This window comes from Veillonella sp. oral taxon 780 str. F0422 (genome assembly GCF_000221605.1).
Classification (GTDB): Bacteria; Bacillota; Negativicutes; order Veillonellales; family Veillonellaceae; genus F0422.
Genome location: NZ_AFUJ01000054.1, coordinates 49,331 through 71,399, shown reverse-complemented (window position 1 = coordinate 71,399; position 22,069 = coordinate 49,331). Strand labels below are relative to the sequence as shown.

13 protein-coding genes are annotated in these 22,069 nt (G+C 40.3%); 2 read left to right on the top strand and 11 right to left on the bottom strand.

From position 1 onward, the window contains the following. Position 1 precedes the first annotated feature (1 nt). Positions 2-1,402 (bottom strand): PLP-dependent aminotransferase family protein, encoded by a 1,401-nt coding sequence (locus tag HMPREF9200_RS06355; protein WP_009353951.1) that lies wholly within the window; start codon positions 1,400-1,402, stop codon positions 2-4. A 321-nt stretch (positions 1,403-1,723) separates the two neighbouring features. Between HMPREF9200_RS06355 and bioB the strand changes: the two genes are divergently transcribed. After that, positions 1,724-2,740 (top strand): biotin synthase BioB, encoded by a 1,017-nt coding sequence (bioB, locus tag HMPREF9200_RS06350; protein ID WP_009353994.1) that lies wholly within the window; start codon positions 1,724-1,726, stop codon positions 2,738-2,740. Positions 2,741-3,023: 283 nt separating this feature from the next. On the opposite strand, the gene HMPREF9200_RS06345 is transcribed toward bioB, so the two are convergent. Genes HMPREF9200_RS06345 through HMPREF9200_RS08155 form a run of 3 tightly spaced genes read right to left on the bottom strand, consistent with a single transcriptional unit; the run spans position 3,024 to position 6,397 of the window. Beyond that, the gene (locus tag HMPREF9200_RS06345) at positions 3,024-4,340 is read right to left on the bottom strand and encodes a DUF445 domain-containing protein (protein WP_009353967.1); all 1,317 of its coding nucleotides are present in this window, start codon (positions 4,338-4,340) and stop codon (positions 3,024-3,026) included. Further along, positions 4,337-5,566, bottom strand: a complete 1,230-nt coding sequence (locus tag HMPREF9200_RS06340; protein WP_009353981.1) for a DUF445 family protein — start codon at positions 5,564-5,566, stop codon at positions 4,337-4,339. The genes HMPREF9200_RS06345 and HMPREF9200_RS06340 overlap by 4 nt, the downstream gene beginning before the upstream one ends. Continuing rightward, positions 5,567-6,397, bottom strand: a complete 831-nt coding sequence (locus HMPREF9200_RS08155) for an MBL fold metallo-hydrolase (RefSeq protein WP_009353961.1) — start codon at positions 6,395-6,397, stop codon at positions 5,567-5,569. A gap of 242 nt (positions 6,398-6,639) precedes the next feature. On the opposite strand from HMPREF9200_RS08155, the gene HMPREF9200_RS09235 reads away from it, so the two are divergent. Continuing rightward, a complete protein-coding gene (locus tag HMPREF9200_RS09235) occupies positions 6,640-6,720 on the top strand; it encodes a putative holin-like toxin (RefSeq protein ID WP_369688081.1) in 81 nt (26 codons plus the stop codon). A gap of 488 nt (positions 6,721-7,208) precedes the next feature. On the opposite strand, the gene pta is transcribed toward HMPREF9200_RS09235, so the two are convergent. From pta to HMPREF9200_RS06300, 7 genes are all read right to left on the bottom strand, one after another. Continuing rightward, entirely contained in the window at positions 7,209-8,207 is a 999-nt protein-coding gene (gene pta / locus HMPREF9200_RS06330; RefSeq protein ID WP_009353978.1) for a phosphate acetyltransferase, read from the bottom strand. A gap of 121 nt (positions 8,208-8,328) precedes the next feature. After that, the gene (locus tag HMPREF9200_RS06325) at positions 8,329-9,114 is read right to left on the bottom strand and encodes an HAD-IIB family hydrolase (RefSeq protein ID WP_009353964.1); all 786 of its coding nucleotides are present in this window, start codon (positions 9,112-9,114) and stop codon (positions 8,329-8,331) included. 10 nt (positions 9,115-9,124) lie between these two features. Beyond that, positions 9,125-9,379 carry a DUF1653 domain-containing protein gene (locus HMPREF9200_RS06320; RefSeq protein WP_009353968.1) on the bottom strand — a complete coding sequence of 85 codons (255 nt, stop codon included), beginning with the start codon at positions 9,377-9,379 and terminating at the stop codon, positions 9,125-9,127. 299 nt (positions 9,380-9,678) lie between these two features. Beyond that, positions 9,679-10,374: a hypothetical protein gene (locus tag HMPREF9200_RS08150; protein WP_009353957.1), complete on the bottom strand. Its 696-nt coding sequence runs from the start codon at positions 10,372-10,374 to the stop codon at positions 9,679-9,681. A gap of 267 nt (positions 10,375-10,641) precedes the next feature. Further along, entirely contained in the window at positions 10,642-15,108 is a 4,467-nt protein-coding gene (locus tag HMPREF9200_RS06310; RefSeq protein WP_009353969.1) for an autotransporter adhesin, read from the bottom strand. Continuing rightward, complete coding sequence (locus HMPREF9200_RS06305) at positions 15,105-20,408, bottom strand: hemagglutinin (protein WP_009353987.1); 5,304 nt, start codon at positions 20,406-20,408, stop codon at positions 15,105-15,107. Before HMPREF9200_RS06305 ends, HMPREF9200_RS06310 begins: the two co-directional genes overlap by 4 nt. 80 nt (positions 20,409-20,488) lie before the next feature. Further along, positions 20,489-22,003, bottom strand: coding sequence for an ESPR domain-containing protein (locus HMPREF9200_RS06300; protein ID WP_009353998.1), 1,515 nt, complete (start codon positions 22,001-22,003; stop codon positions 20,489-20,491). Between the last annotated feature and the right edge of the window lie 66 nt (positions 22,004-22,069).

The window sequence follows — 22,069 nt, the reverse complement described above, 5'->3', positions numbered from 1 at the left end:
ATTATAACCCTTTCCATGCCTTTGCTAATACCTGTACTGCCCGTTCTAATTCACAGGTAGGAATACCGCTAAAAGACAATAAAACCTCCACCATATCGGTGTCCACCGTATCTAACACCTTAACATCACAAGCCGATGCTAAGGCTCGTAATGCCAACTGTTCTCCATCCACATACCTGAGTCGCACCCCTGCATAGACTCCTCCTTCAGGAGCAACCACTTCATAAGTATCACCCAAATAGCGTCGCAATAAACTAGTAAAATACTTACTTTTTTCTAAATAGTGTTTTCGAAGCCGACGAATTTGTTTATTCCATTCCCCTGCATTCATATACATAGCCCATGCCAACTGTTCTAAGACACTAGCACTTTGCCCGTAATCTTTACGATGACTATGAAAGTCTTTATACAAAGTGATTGGCAATACAAGATAGCTTAATCGAATAGAAGGTGGTAATACCTTCGATGGTGTGCCCATGTAAATCACGCAATCATTTCTATCCATTCCTTGTAAGGATAATACAGGCTTCCCATAATAACGAAGTTCACTATCATAGTCATCCTCGATAATATATGCCTCTTTATGCTGAGCCCATCGTAACAATTCCATTCGTTCTTGTATCGTCATGATGCGTCCCATACTATCTCCATGAGATGGCATACAATAGACCACATCTATCTGAGCTTTTTGAAGAATATGGATTCGCCCCGGAGAACGCATATCTAGTTCTAGCACAGAAAATCCATAGTCCTTCCAAACTGCTTTCGCAAAACTAGGACTTTGACGGTCCAAAGCCACCTTAGATTTTCCTTGACGTTGCAATAAAGAGACGATCATTTGCAAAGAATTAAGAGTACCACTAGTCACAAGAATACGATCTACTGTAGCTCTTACACCTCGTGCCTGCTGCAAATATTGATTCAACGCACTCCGCAGTTCTGGTTCCCCTTCTAATTGACCATAGGTCATAAGACGTTTCGTATCTCGTAAGGCATATCCAATAAAACGCTTCCATCGCTTAAAGTCAAATCCTTCTGGATCCATGGCACCGGTAGCAAAATTGTAAAGAATCGGAGATTTCACTGGCGAAAGACTTCCTTCACAGGACATATTCCATGTAGGATAATTCTGCATCATAGTATCACAGTCGCCACCTAGAGGCTGCACAATCTCCAATACCTCATAAGGGGCCTTATTATGAGCTTGAATATATCCTTCCGTAGCCAGTTGTAGATAGGCTTGTTCCACCGTAATCTTACTGACCCCTAACTGTGCCGCCATGGATCGTATAGAAGGAAGCCGTTCCCCTGGACGGTATAAGCCCTGCTCAATATGTACTTTTACAGCCTCATATACCTGCTCGTACATGGGAATCCCTGCATTTGCATCTAGGACAATCATCTAGGCCCTCCAGAATAACAAACCTTACGCCCTTACATGTATATATCTATCTTTAACTCTCAGTTCTTGGGCTGTTCCTTTTATTACTCCATTATCCCCAAAAATTAAGCTATTATTTCTAAAATATATTCTTACTCTCTATTATAAAAGTAAACACGAAAAATGACTACACCAAAAGCATGAATTTCTTTTGAGGGGCATTTATACTTAATCGGTGCTCTCTGTTAACGCTTATGCTATTGACGCAAGTTAACAATAGATATATAATGTAGTCATTATGATGTAGTCATTAAAATCAAACAACTATTACGAGGTGTAATTATGGAAACTGTATCCAAATCTATTTCCTATGAAACAATCATAGCCTACGCGCAAAAAGTATTAGATGGTGGCGAGATCACTCGTGAAGAGGCAGAGCAGCTGATTCACACATCTGACGAAGACACTATGATTCTTTTAGCTATGGCTGATAAAATCCGTCAAAAGTTCAATGACGATACAGTAGACCTATGTGCCATCGTGAACGCCCGTTCCGGTAAATGCCCAGAAAACTGTAAATTCTGTGCTCAATCCGCCCATCATGACACTGGTGTTACTGTGTATCCTTTCATGGAAGAGGATGAAATCGTTAACGCTGCTAAAAAAGCGAAAGAAGCTGGCGCTATCCGCTTCTCCATCGTTACAAGTGGCCGTAACACAAACAACCCAAAAGAGTTCGAGCAAATCTTGAGTGCTCTCACTCGTATTCGTAAAGAAACTGGGTTAGAGATTTGTTGCTCCCTTGGTTTATTGACCTACGAGCAAGCCGTGCAATTAAAAGAAATTGGTGTGACACGTTATCACTCCAACATCGAAACAGCACCAAGCCATTTCCCAGACATTTGTACAACACACTCTTATGAAGATAAAATGTTCACTATCTCCAATGCACAAAAGGCAGGCATTCGTGTTTGCTCCGGCGGTATCTTGGGATTGAATGAAACCAAAGAGCAACGTGTTGAAATGGCATTCGAGTTAAAACGATTAGGGGTAGACTCCGTTCCTTTGAACATTCTTAACCCTATCAAGAACACACCATTCGAAAACAATAAACCAATTCCTCCATTGGAAATTCTTCGAACCTTTGCTGTGTTCCGCTTCGTATTGCCAAAGGCTTTGATTCGTACGGCTGGCGGTCGTGAAGTGAACCTTCGTGACTTACAATCTTACGCATTAAAAGGTGGTTTGAACGGTATTATGGTGGGTGGTTACCTAACAACAGCTGGTCGCTCTCCATTAGATGATCTACAAATGATCAAAGACTTGGAGCTCAACCTTAACACCGTGCAAGAAGCATAATCCTATCACTGTAACAACGAAGCTTTTCATTACCTATATGTCTCAATTAGAGAGCTGCAACCATATAGAACTTTCAAATGAGAACAGGGGACCCGATTCCATCGAATCTGGGTCCCCTGTTTTTTAATATATATTCGATTTGCTAAACAATGCGCATCACAGAACGTGTATCCTATATACTATTAATCCAATCAGAAAACAGCCATATACATTCTATTCCAATCGAAATACATCCACACTATAGAACTGCACTCCGCTTACACTATAAAATATTTTCTAGAAATTATAGTATTCCTAGTCCATGCAACACTGGCTCATACACATAATACAAGAACAACCAGGTCCCCAATCCTGCTACGCCGCCTACGAGGGCACCGTTAATGCGGATCCAAGCAAGGTCTTCTTCCACCTTACTTTCAATAAAATGGATGAACCGTTCTGTACTTAAGCTTTGTAGTACTTCACGGATGATGATACCGATAAACCCATGGCTCTTCGAAGCAATGTGCAGCATAATATGAGTTAAGGCTTCTTCTAACCGTTCCACCATGCCCAGCTCTTCACAGTAATGATTCCACAACTCTTGAAAACTCGATTCCAACGCAATGGCCATTGGCGATGTCCCATCCGCAGATACCATGCCTTCACGAATCCGTGGGCATACATACTCTTCTAACATGAGCTCCCAATCTTGCACATCGATCCACTGTTGAATAGCATCGTCCAAGGTCTTTGTGATGCTTCGGTTCGACGCCATATGTTGCAAAGGTCCTACCCATTGATGCAACCACACGAGGCGTTCCGTACTGTTCGGCTGTTTCCAGCGCTCCAACATTTGATGCACTTCTTCGATGATGGCCCGTGCCATTTCTTGGACGTTCACGATGTTCAATCCTTCTGAAAGTCCAATGAGCATGGCAGACACTACATCTTTCTTGCGCTTTTCGATTTCTTCCTCAATAACCGCTTCTAGCCATTGCTGTGCCTTCGGTGTATACAGAGCCCTCTGCAAATAGTCGATGCCGCGAATGACCACACTTTCATAACGATTGTGCTCACACACATGCAGTAAAGTCTGTTGCATAGGACCGATAAAAGACTGATTATGCAAAAATTTCCGCAACCGTTGTGCACCCCATTGGGCCCACTCCCGATCACTACGTCGCTCCCACAACTCCGACAGCACGGTGGCAATCCCTTGGCGCACCGTATTCCGTCCTACATCACTACGAATATATTGGTCTATAAACGGTACAAACTGTACCCGTTCAATAGCCCTTTTACATTGATCATAGGTGAGAAGTTTCGTATTCACCATGCGGATAATCCCCTCAATAAGGCGATTCTTATTCCGCGGAATCAGTTCAGTATGAAAGGACACACCCAAAGGTTTTCGAAATAAAGCAGTCACCGCAAACCAGTCCGCTACGCTACCGATGAGGGCCGATTGGACAAACCAATACAAACCATCATACCAAGGAGCTGTGATATACCACTGTCCCCACCACACCAAGCCAAACAAAACCGCCATGGTGAGCAGCAAGCGATTCGCATAGGTTGTATAGGGCGTTCTTGGTATTTCTATAACACGAGGGCTCATACAATCCCTCCTTTCAGCAAGGTCAATCCGTAGAAGAGACCGCCTAAAATAGCACCTACCAAGGACCCATTAATGCGTATCATCTGTAAATCATAGCCCAATTTAGATTGTAATATGCGGGTAATTTCCTCTGCCGTGAATCGATTCATCTCGCGCACGACGATCTGTTCAATCCAAGGGCGTACGTAATTTAAGACATGCAACAATTGGAATAGAATAAATCGCTCTGCCTTACGACCTTTCACAGAATTCGTTTCCAAGCGCTCAAAGAAATAATATAATTCCGTTTCCCCTTGTTCTACATAGCGCGCTAAGTCTAAGGTATCTTCCAACACATAGCCGTCTTCGATAAACTCCCGGAACCAAGCATTCTTTTTATCTTCTAGTTTTTGTTGCCACTGTCCATTCTGTGCAAGTTCATCCACTGCCCATCGAGCCTTCGTGTATACCGCAGACCCCAAGGGCGACTGCAAGGATTCTTGGCTCATTAAATAGGCGCAGCCTTTCACCTGTATCATGTGTGTAATGTATTCCGGTGAAAGTGACTCCCCACCTAATGCTAACGCCAATTCTCGCAAAAATGAATTGTCTGCATAGCGATTCATCACAGAGGATACTAGCCCTAATAAGTAGGGGCGAATCCCTTCCGCCGCCAGCAATCGTTGAAGCATACGGTTGATGTGCATCCATAGCACCTCTGCTCGTTCTCGTTCTAACAGCTGACGACACAAACTAACCACAAAAGGTGTCACTCGCCAAGATTCCACACCATTCTTGATATGCCCTAGCAATTGTTCTTGCAGTAAATTTTCTTTCACATGGGGCAATACATGGTCTTTCAGTTCCTCAAAACACACATGAACATATCCCCGACCAGTGGCACTATTCATAAATGACACAATCCGCCCTGGTACACGTTCCTGTTTTAGTACCTCGTACATATGAGATACCCGAAGGAGTTCGTCCACCATCATATGCCGTGCCATTTCCACGAACCGTTCCTTATTCCTAGGGATGAGCGCCGTTTTGAAAGGAATCCCCAAGGGTTTCGTAAACAGTGCTGTCACCGCATACCAATCAGCTAAGCCACCAATCATGGCGGCCCCTGAAATATGCGTGATGAGACCCCAGAAAGGATCTCTATGCAAGGGATAGGAGACTAAGAATATGACACTCATCAGTACTAGTAACGCCGTTGCTCCATGACGTTGTAACCACACTGTCATTTAGTTCACATCCTCTATTACATCACCCGGTTGTTCCGGAATCCAGCAACGTTGGTTTGGGTATGTGTGGCGGAATGTGTCCGAAGGCACCCAAATAGATCCATTGGCATGCATAGGAATAAATAGTTTCGTGTTCATCATACCTAACACTTCTAAGGCTCCCCACTCACGGGCTAGTTCTAACCGAGCATCTACAGGAAACATCATAATATCCACAGACAAACCTGTTAGAGGTGCAAATTCTTTCTCTTTTAACGCTTTTGCCTCTGCAATATTCTCAGGCGTATCTCCAGACCAATGCCACCAGTTTAAATCTCCTGCGTGAAAGATGCGATGCGTACCTGTATCCACCAAGAATGACCCGCCTTCATCAGTGGAACCAAACATGGTAACAGTCAGATTATCTGATTCTAATGTGTCGCCTACTTTCATAGAGTGCAAAGAAAACACTTGTTGTACCAATTCTTCTGTTAGATGTTCCTCTGTCATACTTTGACCTTGATTAGAACACCCTTGTTTGATTCTTTCTAACACCAAACTAGCTTTCTCAGCATCTTGCTTAGCCCCTGCTGTCTCCTGCAATTCCTTGAAAATATCTCGCAAAGCTGGCACATCTTCATGGTACCAAACACTGTGTATATATGGTAAATATTTGAAAATTGATTTCACGTAATGGTCATGATGGATATGGGATACAAAAACATGTAACTCGTAGCCTTGTGCTACTAATGTATCTATCACTCCGGCTGGATCTTTCCAGTAATCAAATACATAGGCTCGTCTGCCATCTTCAATGACAAAACCGCTATGTTCTAAATAGGTAACTTTCATATTAACTCCTAATTGATAATTTTATTGATTACCTTCATTATAACATATTTTCCTTTTCACATATATAAAAAGGCAATCTGTCACGCCCAATCAACCTACAAAAGATTAGAAAACGGATTGCCCTTTTATTAGTAATTACTTTATTTTTCACATTACGAATATTATTATGATATACTATAGCCATGAGAGTCTCTAACGTGAGTTAGGTTCATCTTTCTTACTTAGTAAGGGAGGTGAGTAATATGACCGTATTCGAAGCAATTTCTATCATAATTTTATTCGCTATATTCGTATTAGCATTACTCACTTATTTGAAGAAATAATCTTTAAATATGTGAAAAGCCTAACGCTATAATAAGTATTCCTACTACTTATGCACATTAGGCCCATTCTATATCCCAGATGAGCCTAACGCTACCACCACGTTATTGGCTCTCTTTTTATATTCCCATTATATCACATGTCAGGTAACACTAAAAACACAAATTAGAAAAACCCTCCCAAGGTATGCACCTCAGGATGGTTTTCTTGTGAAAGTCTACAACCTTTCGTTGTGGCAAATAGAATTACTTCTATTATTTAATACCCATGTGAGCCATAAGCATTTTAGGACTTCTTTCTCTGAGGAACGCCATTAGGTGTAGTAGCCTTGTGACGCTTTTACTGACCAAATCACATAAACGCAAGAAGAGCACGACATGTTCCGGAGCAAACCTACCGTAGGATCAGTTTGCGGAGGAATGTGTCGTGCTCTTCCCTTTATATTATTCAGGTAAAACGCCACAGGCTACATAACGTAGCAAGAGACGACTTAGTTTGCTTCCACTGCAGCAATCGCACAAAGGTCAACGATATCGCTTACGGAGCAACCACGGCTAAGGTCATGGATTGGTTTTGCCAAACCTTGGATGATTGGTCCGATAGCAGTAGCGCCAGCAAAGCGTTGTACTAATTTATAACCAATGTTAGCAGCTTGTAAGTCAGGGAAAATCAAGATGTTAGCTTTACCAGCTACATTGGATCCTGGAGCTTTACGTTCTGCTACAGATGGAACGATGGACGCATCTAATTGCAATTCCCCATCGAATGCGAAGTCAACGTTACGGCCTTTCAAGTCTTCTACAGCTGCTACCACTTTATCAACTTCTGGAGAAGAAGCAGATCCTTTTGTGGAGAAAGACAAGAAGGATACGCGAGGTTCTTTCATGCCTGCTACAGAACGAGCTTTACCAACGCTGGACTCAGCGATATCAGCCAATTGTTCAGATGTTGGGTTAGGAATAACGCCGCAATCGGAGAAGATTAATAGGCCATCATCGCCATACTCTTTTTTATCAGTGATCACAAGCATAGAGCTAGATACAGTTTTCAAACCAGCTTGTGTACCTACCACTTGGATAGCTGCACGAAGTACGTTTGCTGTAGGGCTAGCAGAACCTGCTACCATGCCATCAGCCAAACCTAAACGCACTAACATAGCACCGAAGAATAACGCATCGCCAGTCATAGTAGCATGTGCTTTTTCAGGTGTCATGCCTTTTTTCGCGCGCAATTCTACAAATGTATCTACCATTTTGTTTAATTCGCCGAATGTAGCTGGGTTGATGATTTCAGCACCTTCCAAAGATACACCAGCTGCTGTAGCTGCCGCTTGAATTTTATCTTCTGCACCAACCAATACAGGCACGCAGAAACCTTCTTTCAAAATTGCAGCCGCTGCTTCGATGACACGGCTATCTTCGAATTCTGGCAATACAATTTTTTTACCCAAGCCTTTTGCTTGCTCTTTTAAACTTTGAATTAAATCCATGGTATGTCCTCCTTTTAAGACCCATTTCGATATATCTACGCTTTATTATACTATAACTAATTTTGATGTTCAAACCGCTTCATATAGTTATGATGAAAGTATACTATCTACTTCATTCATACTAAAACTGCTTCGGTATGAAACCAAAATGTTGCAATGCTTTATAAATTCCATCATCATAGCAAGATGCAGTCACATAGTCAGCTTTTTCTTTCAGAGCATCACGGCCATTCCCCATGGCAATGTTCAGCCAATCTGGTCGAAACATGGACAGGTCGTTATAGCCGTCGCCGAATACGATGACATCTTGATAAGATGCACCAAACCCATCGATCATTTTCCGAATGCCATAAGCCTTATCCATAGGTTCAAACAAAATGCATCCTTCTCCATAGCGAATTAAATCCTTCGTCATGTGCACAATACCACGGCGCTGTTCCTCTTCTTCTGTGATGAAAGCATAGACCTTGTAAAAGTGCTCGATATCCTCAGGTACCAAGTCTGGTACGACTTCATTTTTTATCTTCTCCCACTTCGGATCCCATGCTAGGACACTTTCATAAGGAGTAATGCGAACAAATTCGTTTTTATGTGTGACCCCCCAAGGCACATTATGGCTTGTTAAATACTTAAGATACTGCACACAGCGGTCCCGGTCCATGCCCTGCATCCATTGCACTTCATAATTTTCTGTAATGCTATAGCCTCCATCAGCCACAAAATTTGGGGTCTTTGCCATCTTGGCAAAACGCATAGCATCTGCCTGTAAACGGCCCGTGGCAAGCGCCACGTGATGCCCTGTATTCTGCAAATACTCCAAAGAGTACTGAGCGCTTTCAGGAATCGTTCCATCTGGCCAGACCGCTAGGGTATTATCAATATCGAAGAAAAAATATTTCTTGTCCATTCGGCCCTCCTCAGCGCAAGTGCTGCTCCTCATCCCAACCGTTCACCAACTGAAAGCGATCTTTCTGCTCCACATTTGGATATTTCTCATGGTCCACTTCACTGGCGAACATCACTAGGGGACGTACGAACGTTTTGCGCTCACCATACAACTGTTGGTACACCACATGAGGTTCATCTGTTTCAGAATGAATAGCAATATCAATCACATAATATAACATGCCTTTAAAATGACGATATAAACCGCCTACTACAATTTCTTGCATAGGTATCCTTTCTTATACTTATATAACGTATACAATAGTATATAGTATAGTGTTATAACACATCATCTTTCGTAGAACGAAAGTACTTTCAATATTCCAAGTATTCTATATCATACATATAGTATACACTATTCCTCTAACGATTTATATAGCTTTCCTTAGTACTATAGCAGGTAGTTTTTATAGTGAATACCCTAGGATAACACATGCATCCAATATAAAAATAGAGAATGATTGCCTTCTGGCAAATCATTCTCTATCACTTCAAATAGGATACTACAATCCTATGAATCTCTCAATTATTTTAAAACATGAGATAATTGTTTATTTGTTTCTTTTACTGTTTGTTTTGCAGTGTACCAAACAAGTTCGTTAATGTAGTAACGAAGTTCTTCGTTATTTACAGTCTCTGCATTGTTGCTTGCTGCAGCAAGAATTGCTTTTGCAATATCTTCGCCACGAACAGTTTCACCTTGTTGATCCAATACTGCTTTTACATTGGATAATGCATCTTGACGCACACTGCGTAACACATTCCAACCATAGCTATTGCTGTAACCATTTACAGCTTCTGTAGCCTTTTCATTATGTTTATTAAGGAATGTTTCATAATTACCAGAATGTTCGTATTTGTTATCACCATTCCAGTTATGAGCACGTTTGAAGAATTCCACACGGTTAGTTAAGTTGCGATCTAATACAGTAAGGAAGTCTTGGTTTACATCATGTTTAATAAAACGATCTTGACGATCTGTCAAACGTTCACCAGCTACTTGGCGTTTTACCAAGCCTTGACGAACTTCATGAGCACGTTCCAATACTTTACCCAAATCTTCTACAGCTACTACTGTTTCTTGCATTGGTGCTACTAATTCATAGCCAACAGCTACGCCTGTTACGTTTGCTAGATTCTTTTGGCTATACAATTCATCGCTCATAGCAAAGCTAGAGCCTACTGTTACTAATAACGCTGCTGTTAAAATTGCTTTTTTCAATGTTATTCTCCCATTTCAAACATTACATAATATGATTCTAGTTTAGTATAAGTGTAAGTCAGTAGTACATATTATACACCATATCAATATCTTTTGTATACTATAATTTTCGATATACACTAATATTTTATCAATAAATTGCTTAATTATACAAAATCGATAAAGAGCTGCAATACAACATGTCATTACATATCCATTGCAGCCCTTTTATCTTAGTTCACAGATTTCTACTTCATTCTTCTAAGAAATATACCTCTGTAAGAAAGATTAACCTTTCTTAACATATTGAAGCACTTCCGCTAATTGTGCTTTTAAGTTATTAATTTCATCTTTTTGCACTTGGTTTTGTGCTTCTAAAGCTGATACTTTATCTTGTAAAGTATAGGAAGAACTGATAGGGCCTTGACGGAATGTGTCTTTTACAGCCGTTTCGTCAGCACGAGCACCGAATTTCCAGCTCACACCTGCGTTCGCCATTAATTCATCACCACGGCTACCGATGGATGCGCCTGCATGGAATAAGGTAGACTCATTTTTGTAATGTGCAATACCTAATGCTAAGGCAGCTTCACCTTTATATGCACCCACGCCAGCCATGATTGTTGTAGGTTCCAATGGATCATATTGTAAGTGACGTAATGCACCCATAGCTGCCGCTTGTGCACCCAGACGGTTCACACGATTATTTACATTCATCACCATGTTGGATACACCTTTCAACTGAGATACGTTAACCGCATCTGTATCAAGAACACCTGGTGCCACATTCGCCATCACTTGACCACCTGCAGAGATGCCAGATTTCATCACTGGTTCTCCAGTTTTTGGATCTACCATTGGTTTTCCTGTCTTAGGATCTACTGCGATAGTCGGAGAGCCGAAGGATACTACTTTCGTAGGGTCTACCACTTCTCTACCATCTTTATCAAGGACAGGGTTGCCATTCGCATCTCTTACTTTAGCCGTTTCAGGTGTTACCACCAATCCATCTGGAGTAAATGCAGTAGATTGTGCTGGTTTCACAGGCTCAGCTTTTGCATCTGCTTTTGGTTTACCATTTTCTAAATTATCAGCTTTATAGTATTTGCCATCCACTAATACTAATGGGTTACCCTTTTCATCCTTAGGTGTTGGTGTATTGAAAGTCAATCCTGTACCAGTCAATCTAGATGTAGGACCGTCTTGTACTTGTTTACTATCGATTGGGTTAATCGGTGTTGCTTCTGTCGCCGGTTTACCGTTGTTCACCACTTTACCTGCTGCATCTTTTGTAGTGCCTGCTGGATATGGTTTGTTATCGATAATCACAGTACCTTCAGGATATACTTTGCCTTCTTTTACCACAGTCTTTTCAGGATAGTATTTACCGTCCACAACTTTCAATGGGTTGCCTGCTTTGTCAGTTTTACTTTCAAAGTTAGCGCTGTTCAATTTATCTAAGTCTTTTGCTAATTGAATAGACAATTTACCATCTGTATTGAATACGCCGATGTTGCCTGTTGTTGTAGCAGCTTTCGCTACTGGTTTACCAGTATCTTCACGGTTACCACCTGTAAATTCCATAGTAGAATTCAACGGTTTACTGATAGTTTCCCCATCATCACCTACAAAACGAAGGCCATCATCCATAGTAGCTACATTACGAGGTTTACCATCTGTACCTGTGTATTGGATACGATCCATAGTTGGTGCATTTGGAATCGGAGTTTTACCTGCTTTTGGTGTTACTACAGTTTTTCCATCTTTTACTTCTACTGTAACATCTGCCGGTGCATACCAGTTACCATCATTAGCACGAACTGCATCTTTTGGTGTATTTTCCAAATCAGCAGGTGCTTTTGCTGTAGAAATATCTACTTGAGAAGCATCTTTACCATCTTTGCCAGCATCTTTCAATGTTAAAGTACCTTTACCATCTTTAGCTGTAGCAGATACGCCATCGTTACCTTTAGCGTCTTTCACAGTCATAGCACCATCTTTACCATCTGCTAACTGATCTTTTGGAGTTGCTGTTAATGGTTGTGCTTCTGGAGCTGGTTTACCATCTTTAAGAACCGTTTTTGTTTTAGGGTCTTTTGCAGAACCTGCTGGATATGCTTTGCCATCAATTATCACTGTACCTGCTGGATATACTTTTCCATCATTTACTAATGCATTTTCTGGATAGTATTCACCATTCACTTGTTTCAATGGGTTACCAGCTTTATCTTTTGCAGGCCCACCAGTTGTTACACTGTCGATATGAAGGTCACGGTTTACATCTACTTTTACATACGTAGTTGTTACTGTAGCACCATCTCTATCTGCCGCTTCATCCACTACCATAGATACTGTTGTATTCGCACCATTTACATATTTTACGTTATCCTTAGGGTTAACTCTTTCATATGTTTTAGCCTCTTCACTGAAAGCTTTATCTGTGGAGCCAATACCAATATTCCAACCAGATTTTTGGATAGCTGTAGCTACAGAGTTACCTGTTACATACCCATCACCATCATTTCTTACTGTGTCTGTTGGTTTGATTGGAAGCTCTTCTTTCATGGCTTTGCCAGTTTTAGGGTCTTTTTTATAGATTTTACCATCTTCACCACGTACACCCTTAACTTCTTTACCATCTGCATCAGTAATGGTCACATTGTTTGTTACACGACCTTCTTTTAAAGCTACAGTAATTTCACGAGTACCATCAGCTAATGTTTTACCAGTTACTTGTACACCATTATCACCTTTGAACTCTACTTTATTGGCATTACGCATTTGCTCTGTATAGCCATTATCTTTAGCAGATACTACAAAGCCCATGTTTTGTAAATCTCCCACAGTAGCTGCGTTGTTAGGGTTAGAATTGCTGAAGTCAATCAAACCTGCTTTACCAACAGTATCTGGTTTAGCTACTGGTTGTACATTCTCTTTCGGTTGACCATTTGGAAGTACGTCCGCTGCATTATACCATTTACCATCATTCGCTAATTTTACATCATCTGCAGATTTGAATGTTTCCGCACCATTCGCTACATTACCCAATTGAGTTGGACTTGTAGTTTGGTTATTTGGTGCATCTGCTGTATTAGCAACATTCGGGTTAACCATATTAGATTTCAATGGATCTTTTGCTGTATCAATTGGTTTAATTACATTTCCATCTTTATCTAATAAGTCACCATTTGGAGCTGTTTTAACAGCTGGTTTACCATCTGGACCAATTGGTTGACCTTTTTCATTTACTGGATAATATTTATCGCCCACTTTAGATACTGGTTTACCATCTGCTGTTGTATATGTAATTGGTAAGCCTGTTACATTGAAAGTCACATCGCTTGTTGTGCCATCTGCTGCTGTAGTTACCACTGCAGTTGTATTGCCACCGTTTACAAAGTTTACAGTATCAAATGGTTTCACAAAATCACGAGCTTCGCCATTATTTTGTAAATTCCAACCAGCATTTAATACATCAGATACTGTAGCTGCATTGTTACCAGCAAAGTTAGGGTTAGGTTTTCCATCTTTTGTTGGTTTCAATAAGTCAGCTGCTTCCGTTGCTGTCAATGGAGCTTTGTTGATATTGTTTACATCTCCTGCAGTTCCTTTTTCTGTACCATCAGGGTTTGTAACTTTTTTATCAGCATCATTCACTGCTGGGATATTGTTTTTCACATTATTCAATGTTGTTGGAGTGGTTGTACCTTCAGGACCATTTAGAGATGTATTCACATCACCTGCTGGTACTGTTTCATCTCCTTTACCTTTTCCATCCGGAGTTGTATGGTAAGTTACATTGCCATTTTCATCTTTTACTGGATATACTTTTTTACCATCTTTATTAGTATAGTTCACAGGTGTTTGTGCATTATTCGTAGATACTTGGTCATCCACTTTTACAGTGATAGTACGTACACCGTTCTCATCTGTTTTACCAGTAACACTCGCTGTACCTTCACCTACGAATTTCACTTCGTTAGCATTACGCACTTGATCAGAGTATTTATTACCTTCTGCAGATACAATCCAACCTAAGTTTTGTAAATCACCTACCGTAGCTGCATTATTAGGGTTAGACTTGCTGAAGTCAATCAAACCTGCTTTACCAATGTTAGCTGGTACCTCTACTGGTGCTGCCCCTGTTTTAGGTTGACCATTAGGTTCAACTTGGTCAGCTGGATACCATTTACCATCATTAGCCATTTTTTTGCCATCTACTGGAGCAAATGTGTTAGCACCATTCGCTACATTACCCAATTGTGTTGGACTTGTAGTTTGGTTATTTGGCTTCTCTTTTGTATTTTCTACATTAGGGTTCACCAAATTGGATTGTAATGGATTTGCTTTTGTATCGATTGGTTCAATAACAGTACCATCTTCTGTAACTGGTTTACCTTCTGCATTAGTTTTTACAGCTGGTTTACCATCTGGAGTAATAGGTTGACCTTTTTCATTCACTGGATAGTATTTATCACCAATTTTAGATACTGGTTTACCATCTTTATCTGTGAACGTTACAGGCAATCCTGTTACATTGTAGGTAACATTGCTTGTTGTGCCATCTTCATTAGTAGTTACTACTGCTGTTGTATTCGCACCATCCACAAAGTTTACAGTGTCATATGGTTTTACAAAGTCTTTCGCAGTACCGTTGTTTTGTAAGTTCCAACCAGCATTCAATACATCAGATACTGTAGCTGCATTGTTACCAGCAAATTTTGGATTTGGTTTTCCATCTTTTGTTGGCTTCAATAAGTCAGCTGCATCTGCTGCTGTAATAGGCGCTGCTGTATTGTTTTTACCGCAATTGGATTACCATCTACATCAGATGCTTTTTTATCAGCATCGTTTACAGTTGGTAAATTACTTTTCACATTACCCAACTGTGTTGGAGTCGTAGTTTGATTATTTGGTGCATCTGCTGTATTAGCAACATTCGGGTTAACCATATTAGATTTCAATGGATCTTTTGCTGTATCGATTGGTTCAATAACAGTACCATCTTCTGTAACTGGTTTACCTTCTGCATTAGTTTTTACAGCTGGTTTACCATCTGGAGTAATAGGTTGACCTTTTTCATTCACTGGATAGTATTTATCACCAATTTTAGATACTGGCTTACCATCTTTATCTGTAAACGTCACAGGCAATCCTGTTACATTGTATGTAACATTGCTTGTTGTGCCATCTTCATTAGTAGTTACTACTGCTGTTGTATTCGCACCATCTACAAAGTTTACAGTGTCATATGGTTTTACAAAGTCTTTTGCAGTACCGTTGTTTTGTAAGTTCCAACCTACATTTAATACATCAGATACTGTAGCTGCATTGTTACCAACAAAGTTAGGGTTAGGTTTTCCATCTTTTGTTGGGTTCAATAAGTCAGCTGCTTCCGTTGCTGTCAATGGAGCTTTGTTGATATTGTTTACATCTCCTGCAGTTCCTTTTTCTGTACCATCAGGGTTTGTAACTTTTTTATCAGCATCATTCACTGCTGGAATGTTGTTTTTCACATTTTTCAATTCTGTTGGAGATGTTGTACCTTCAGGACCATTGATAGATGTAACAACATTATTATTTGGTACAACTTCATCATTATCACCTTTTCCATCTGGAGTTGTGTGATATGTTACAGTACCGTCATCACCTTTAATTGGATATACTTTCTTACCATCTTTATCTGTGTAGACTACAGGTGTTTGTGCATTATTTGTAGACACTTGGTCATCTACTTTTACAGTGATTGTACGTACACCTTTATCATCTGTTTTACCAGTGACTGTAGCTGTACCTTCACCTACGAATTTCACTTCGTTAGCATTACGTACTTGATCAGAGTAGCTATTACCTTCTGCAGATACAATCCAACCTAAGTTTTGTAAATCACCTACAGTAGCTGCATTATTAGGATTAGAATTGCTGAAGTCAATCAAACCTGCTTTACCAACAGTATCTGGTTTAGCTACTGGTTGTACATTCTCTTTCGGTTGACCATTTGGAAGTACGTCCGCTGCATTATACCATTTACCATCATTACCTAATTTTTTATCCTCTACTGGATCAAATGTGTTAGCACCATTCGCTACATTGCCCAATTGAGTTGGACTTGTCGTTTGGTTATTTGGTTTCTCTGTTGTATTAGCAACATTAGGGTTAACCATATTAGATTTCAATGGATCTTTTGCTGTATCAATTGGTTTAATTACATTTCCATCTTTATCTACCAAATCACCATCATTATTTGTACCTACAGCTGGATTACCTTTTTCACTTACCGGTTGACCTTTTTCATTCACTGGATAGTATTTATCACCAATTTTAGATACTGGTTTACCATCTTTATCTGTGAACGTCACAGGTAATCCTGTTACATTGTATGTTACATCACTTGTTGTGCCATCTGCTGCTGTAGTTACTACTGCTGTTGTATTAGCACCATTCACGAAGTTTACAGTGTCATATGGTTTTACAAAATCACGAGCTTCGCCGTTATTTTGTAAGTTCCAACCAGCATTCAATACATCAGATACTGTAGCTGCGTTGTTACCAGCAAATTTAGGGTTTGGTTGTCCATCTTTTGTTGGGTTCAATAAATCAGCTGCATCTGCTGCTGTAATAGGAGCTGCTGTATTGTTTTTACCGTCAATTGGATTACCATCTACATCAGATGCCTTTTTATCAGTATCATTTACAGTTGGTAAATTATGTTTCACATTGTCCAACGTAGCTGGAGTTTTTGTACCTTTTGGTCCGTTAATGCTTGTTTTCACTGGACCAGTTACAGTATCGCCAGTACCATCTGGATTTTTCTTGAAGATTGGGTTACCTTGTGGATCTTTTTCACCAGTAGGATATACACGATCACCATTTTCATCTGTGTATACTACAGGAGATACCGCATTATTTGCAGATGCTTGATCATCCACTTTTACAGTGATAGTACGTACACCTTTCTCATCTGTTTTACCAGATACTGTTGCTGTACCTTCTCCTACGAATTTCACTTCGTTAGCATTTTTTACAGCCTCAGAGTATGGATTTCCTAAGTTACCTGTTGTTTTATCAGAAGATACAATCCAACCCATATTACGTAAATCACCTACAGTAGCCGCTGTGTTATCGCTAACTTTTGGCTCACTACCATCTGCTGGTTTAGATAAATCTACTAATCCATTATTCGCCGGTGTAGATCCTGGTACTTGTGCACCATCAACTGTATCACCATATTTATTCAAACCAGATGTTACATTATTTAGTGCTGTTGGATCTGTTGTGTTTGTTTTATCTCCTGCTGGAGTTGGATTTACTAAGGCAGTTTTTAATGGTTTTGTAGTATCTACTGGCTCAATAACAGTTCCATCTTCTGCAACTGGTTTACCTTCTGCATTAGTTTTTACAGCTGGTTTACCATCTGGAGTAATAGGTTGACCTTTTTCATTCACTGGATAGTATTTATCACCAATTTTAGATACTGGTTTACCATCTTTATCTGTGAACGTCACAGGTAATCCTGTTACATTGTATGTTACATCACTTGTTGTGCCATCTGCAGATGTAGTTACTACAGCTGTTGTATTCGCACCATTTACGAAGTTTACAGTGTCATATGGTTTTACAAAATCACGAGCTTCGCCGTTATTTTGTAAGTTCCAACCTGCATTCAATACATCAGATACTGTAGCTGCATTGTTACCAACAAAGTTAGGGTTAGGTTGTCCATCTTTTGTTGGGTTCAATAAGTCAGCTGCTTCTTTTGCTGTAATAGGCGCTGCTGTATTCTTTTTACCATCAATTGGAGCACCATTTACATCGTATGCTTTTTTATCAGCATCGTTCACAGTTGGAATATTATTTTTCACATTATTTAACGATGTCGGGCTTGTAGTGCTTGTTTTATCAGCTTCCGGTGTTGGATTTACTAAAGCTGTTTTTAACGGTTTTGTTGTATCAACAGGGTCAATTACATTGCCTTGTGCATCTAATGGTTGACCTTTGTCATTCACTTTAGTACTTGGATTACCATCAGCATCTACTGGTTGACCTTTATCATTTACTTTGTAATACTTGTCGCCTACTTTTGCTACTGGGTTACCTTCTGCATCTGTGTATGTCACAGGCAATCCTGTTACATTGTATGTAACATTGCTTGTTGTACCATCTTCATTAGTAGTTACTACTGCTGTTGTATTAGCACCATTCACGAAGTTTACAGTGTCATATGGTTTTACAAAGTCTTTCGCAGTGCTATTATTTTGTAAATTCCAACCTGCATTTAATACGTCACCTACAGTAGCCGCATTATTAGGATTTACATAGTTAGGACCTGCTGCATCTGTCGTATTAACAGGAGCATGTTCCGTAGTTGGCGCTTTTGTATCTTTTTTAGCACCATCCAAGTTACCTGCTACATTGGATAATGTAGTTGGTGCCTTAGTACCTTCTGGACCATTGATAGATGCAATTACATTCTCTTTAGGGATCTCAGTGCCTTTTCCATTTGGCTCAGAATAGTATTTAACTTCTTTAGTACCATCTTCTTTTGTTACAGTTTTAGGATATACTTTTGTACCATCTGCAGTTGTATAACTTACAGGTTGCTCAGGCATTTCTTGAGCCTCTGCTTTCACAGTGATTGTACGAATACCATTCTCTGTTTTACCAGATACAGTAACGCCACCTTCTCCTACGAATTTTACTTCGTCAGCATTTTTTACTTGGTCTGTGTAGGCTTTTGTTAATTCACCTGTCGTTTTGTCCGAAGATACAACCCAACCCATATTACGTAAATCACCTACAGTAGCCGCTGTAGTATCAGGAACTGGAGTACCTGTAGCTGGTTTACTTAAATCTACAAGGCCTTCTTTTGGTGTTCCTGCTGAGTAATTTATCAAACCAGATGTAACATTTTTAATTGTTTTGCCACCATTATCTAAGCCCTCTTTTGTTAAAGATACTGGATTTGCTGGCGCATCTTTTGACGTGATTGTCATACCATTGCCATCAATCACAGTTGTGTCACCAGCAGCATTTTTGAAACCAGCACTCGTTAAACCTGTCAATTCAGGTTTTAGGGAATAGATAAAGTTTTTACCATCTTGTTTAATAGCAAGGTTGTCACCAGCTTTGAAAGTAACTACATCGCCAGCTTTAATTTTTTCTTCTGATTTACCTGTTTCTGTACCAGAATCAACGCTTCCAGCAGTTGCTTTCCAAGCAGCATTATTCACAGCATTTACCACTGTATCTACAGTGGCTAATTTATTTCCATCTCCTGTATTAGGAGCTGCTTTTCCATCATTACCAGTATTAATAGTACCAGTATTAGCTTTTAGTTTGCCATCTGCTGTTTTGCCAATTGTATCACCATCTGTATTCACAGAAATACCATTTGCATCTGATGTAATAGATCCATCTGCAGCTTTAACATCGAATTTTACATTCGCACCTTTAGCTGTGGTTATAGTATTACCATTTTTTACTTCTTCTTGTTTCGTAACAGTCACAGTAGTACCATTACCATTTACAAAGTTTACTTGGTCGTCTGTACCAATACCAGCCACTTTAGTTTTAGGATCACCAGCAATATTCCAGCCTGTAGCTAATTTTTTAGAAATAGCGTTTAACTGAGAACCATTGATTGCATCCGTGGAATCTTCTGCTACACGACCAGCTGCTACGTTTTTCAATTGACGTTCTGATCCAGAGCTACCAAAGGATACTACGTCACCTTCAGCTGTGTTTGTGCCACCAGCCCAGTTGAAAGTATACGCCTTATTTGGTGAGTTATCGTCAACAACATTGCCATCTTTATCATAGCTTACACTTAATTGACGTGTACCTACTAAATCAGTAGTAGAACCAGTACCAATAGCTACCGCATTTTGACGTGTTGCATGAGCACCTACACCTAAGGCTACAGAACCAATTGCCTCAGAACGAGAACCAGCACCAATAGCCGTACTTAAGTCACCTTTGGACAACGCATGAACCCCTAATGATGTAGATGCATGACCATTTTTATTTTTAGCAAAATCAAGTGCAGCTGTTTCCATAGTCAGTCCAGTTAACTCTTTATACGCTTCAGCTACAGTACCATTCGTACTAGTTGTACCAGCAAATGTGTATTCTCGGTTTACATTTTTACCATTGATTTTTTCAATAACTGTTTTTTAGTTACTGCGCCATTGCTTTTTTCAAAGCTTGTACTTTGAGCCGCTGCAGAGGCAATATTCGCACCACCGATCATGATGGAGGAGTCACCTTGTGCATTTGTAGCACGACCCATAGCAATCGCCCCATCTTTACCGCTTGCTTTCGCTTGGTAACCTAAGGCAATATCACCATATTCCGCCCAAGATGCTGTACCACCTGCTAAGGCATAGGCACCATTCGCTACGGAACCCATACCGACAGCTACTGCGGCTTCTGCATTTGCTTGTACCGTAGAACCCGCACCGATAGCTGTGGCACCGAAAGCACCCATACGTACTACGGAGTTAGTACCGATAGCTGTACCCAAAGCCGTTGTGGAATGGGCTTCCATACCGATAACTACGGAACCAGATTGACCATACGTGGATCGATATCCAGTTGGCATATCACGATTTACAAGTTTTTTGAATTGTCCTGCTACTGTTGTAGTGCTTTCAGTATAGGCTAAATTATAGTCATCAATGGTATTTACATTCGTTCTGTTCACTGCATCGTCTGTTACCACCTGGTATTTATTATTACGCAATTGATCTGTATCATTACCACCTAAGGCAACAACACCGTCACCAGCAACCACTTGTCCACCGATAGCAATAGATTGGTCACCGATGGCACGAGCCTCCGCACCTATGGCAGTCGCTTCATTGATATCACTTTTACGATAGAAACTTAAACCGTTTGCTATATCAGTGCTTTTTCCACTATCCCCCGTTTTATCAAGTCCATTATGTGCAAATCCAGCTTGTAAAAAGGCTTTGGTTTTATCCATCTCAACCTTTTGAGCTGCATCTTTAATATCTTGAAGCCCATAGCCTGCTTTTACCAATACATTTTCATTACTATCGGCATTTGTATTATTGTCAACTAGTTTATTATTAGCTTTACTATCCACACGAATACCTGAACCGGCTTGGAAACCAAGAGCTGTAGACGCGTTCATACGATACGACCCATTTGCACCAAATGCTGTGTAGGCACCACGACCCACTACTGTATTAGGGCGATCCGCTTTACCAGATCCTTCACTGAATGCATCACGGCCGATAACCACAGTACCTTCCGCATTATTTGTGGTTTTAGCATTTTTACCGATGACAATACTAGTGTTACCTTGTGCCTTAGTCTCAGTACCAATCGCAATGGTATCTTGACCACTACTAATTGTTGCCCCTTTACCTATAGCGACAGCACGTGCCTGATTTGCATTTGCCGCTTCACCAAGGGCTACAGCGTTATCAGAACCTGTACCAGCCTGATTCAGAGCTGCACCTACTGTACTTGTTAAAATAGGGCTTACTGCCATAGCCATGGCCGCTGTAGTCATCACAATCGCTTTAGCTTTATTGCGCCCTACACGCTTTGCTAATTCAGATACTACTACATAGCATCCCTTAGTTTTGTTCCAAACTACTTTATAAATCCGATTTAATCCCATATAAATCTCCTTTACAACATTACTTATAAACTAAGTCCTATACATCGACTACATAGAATAACTTAT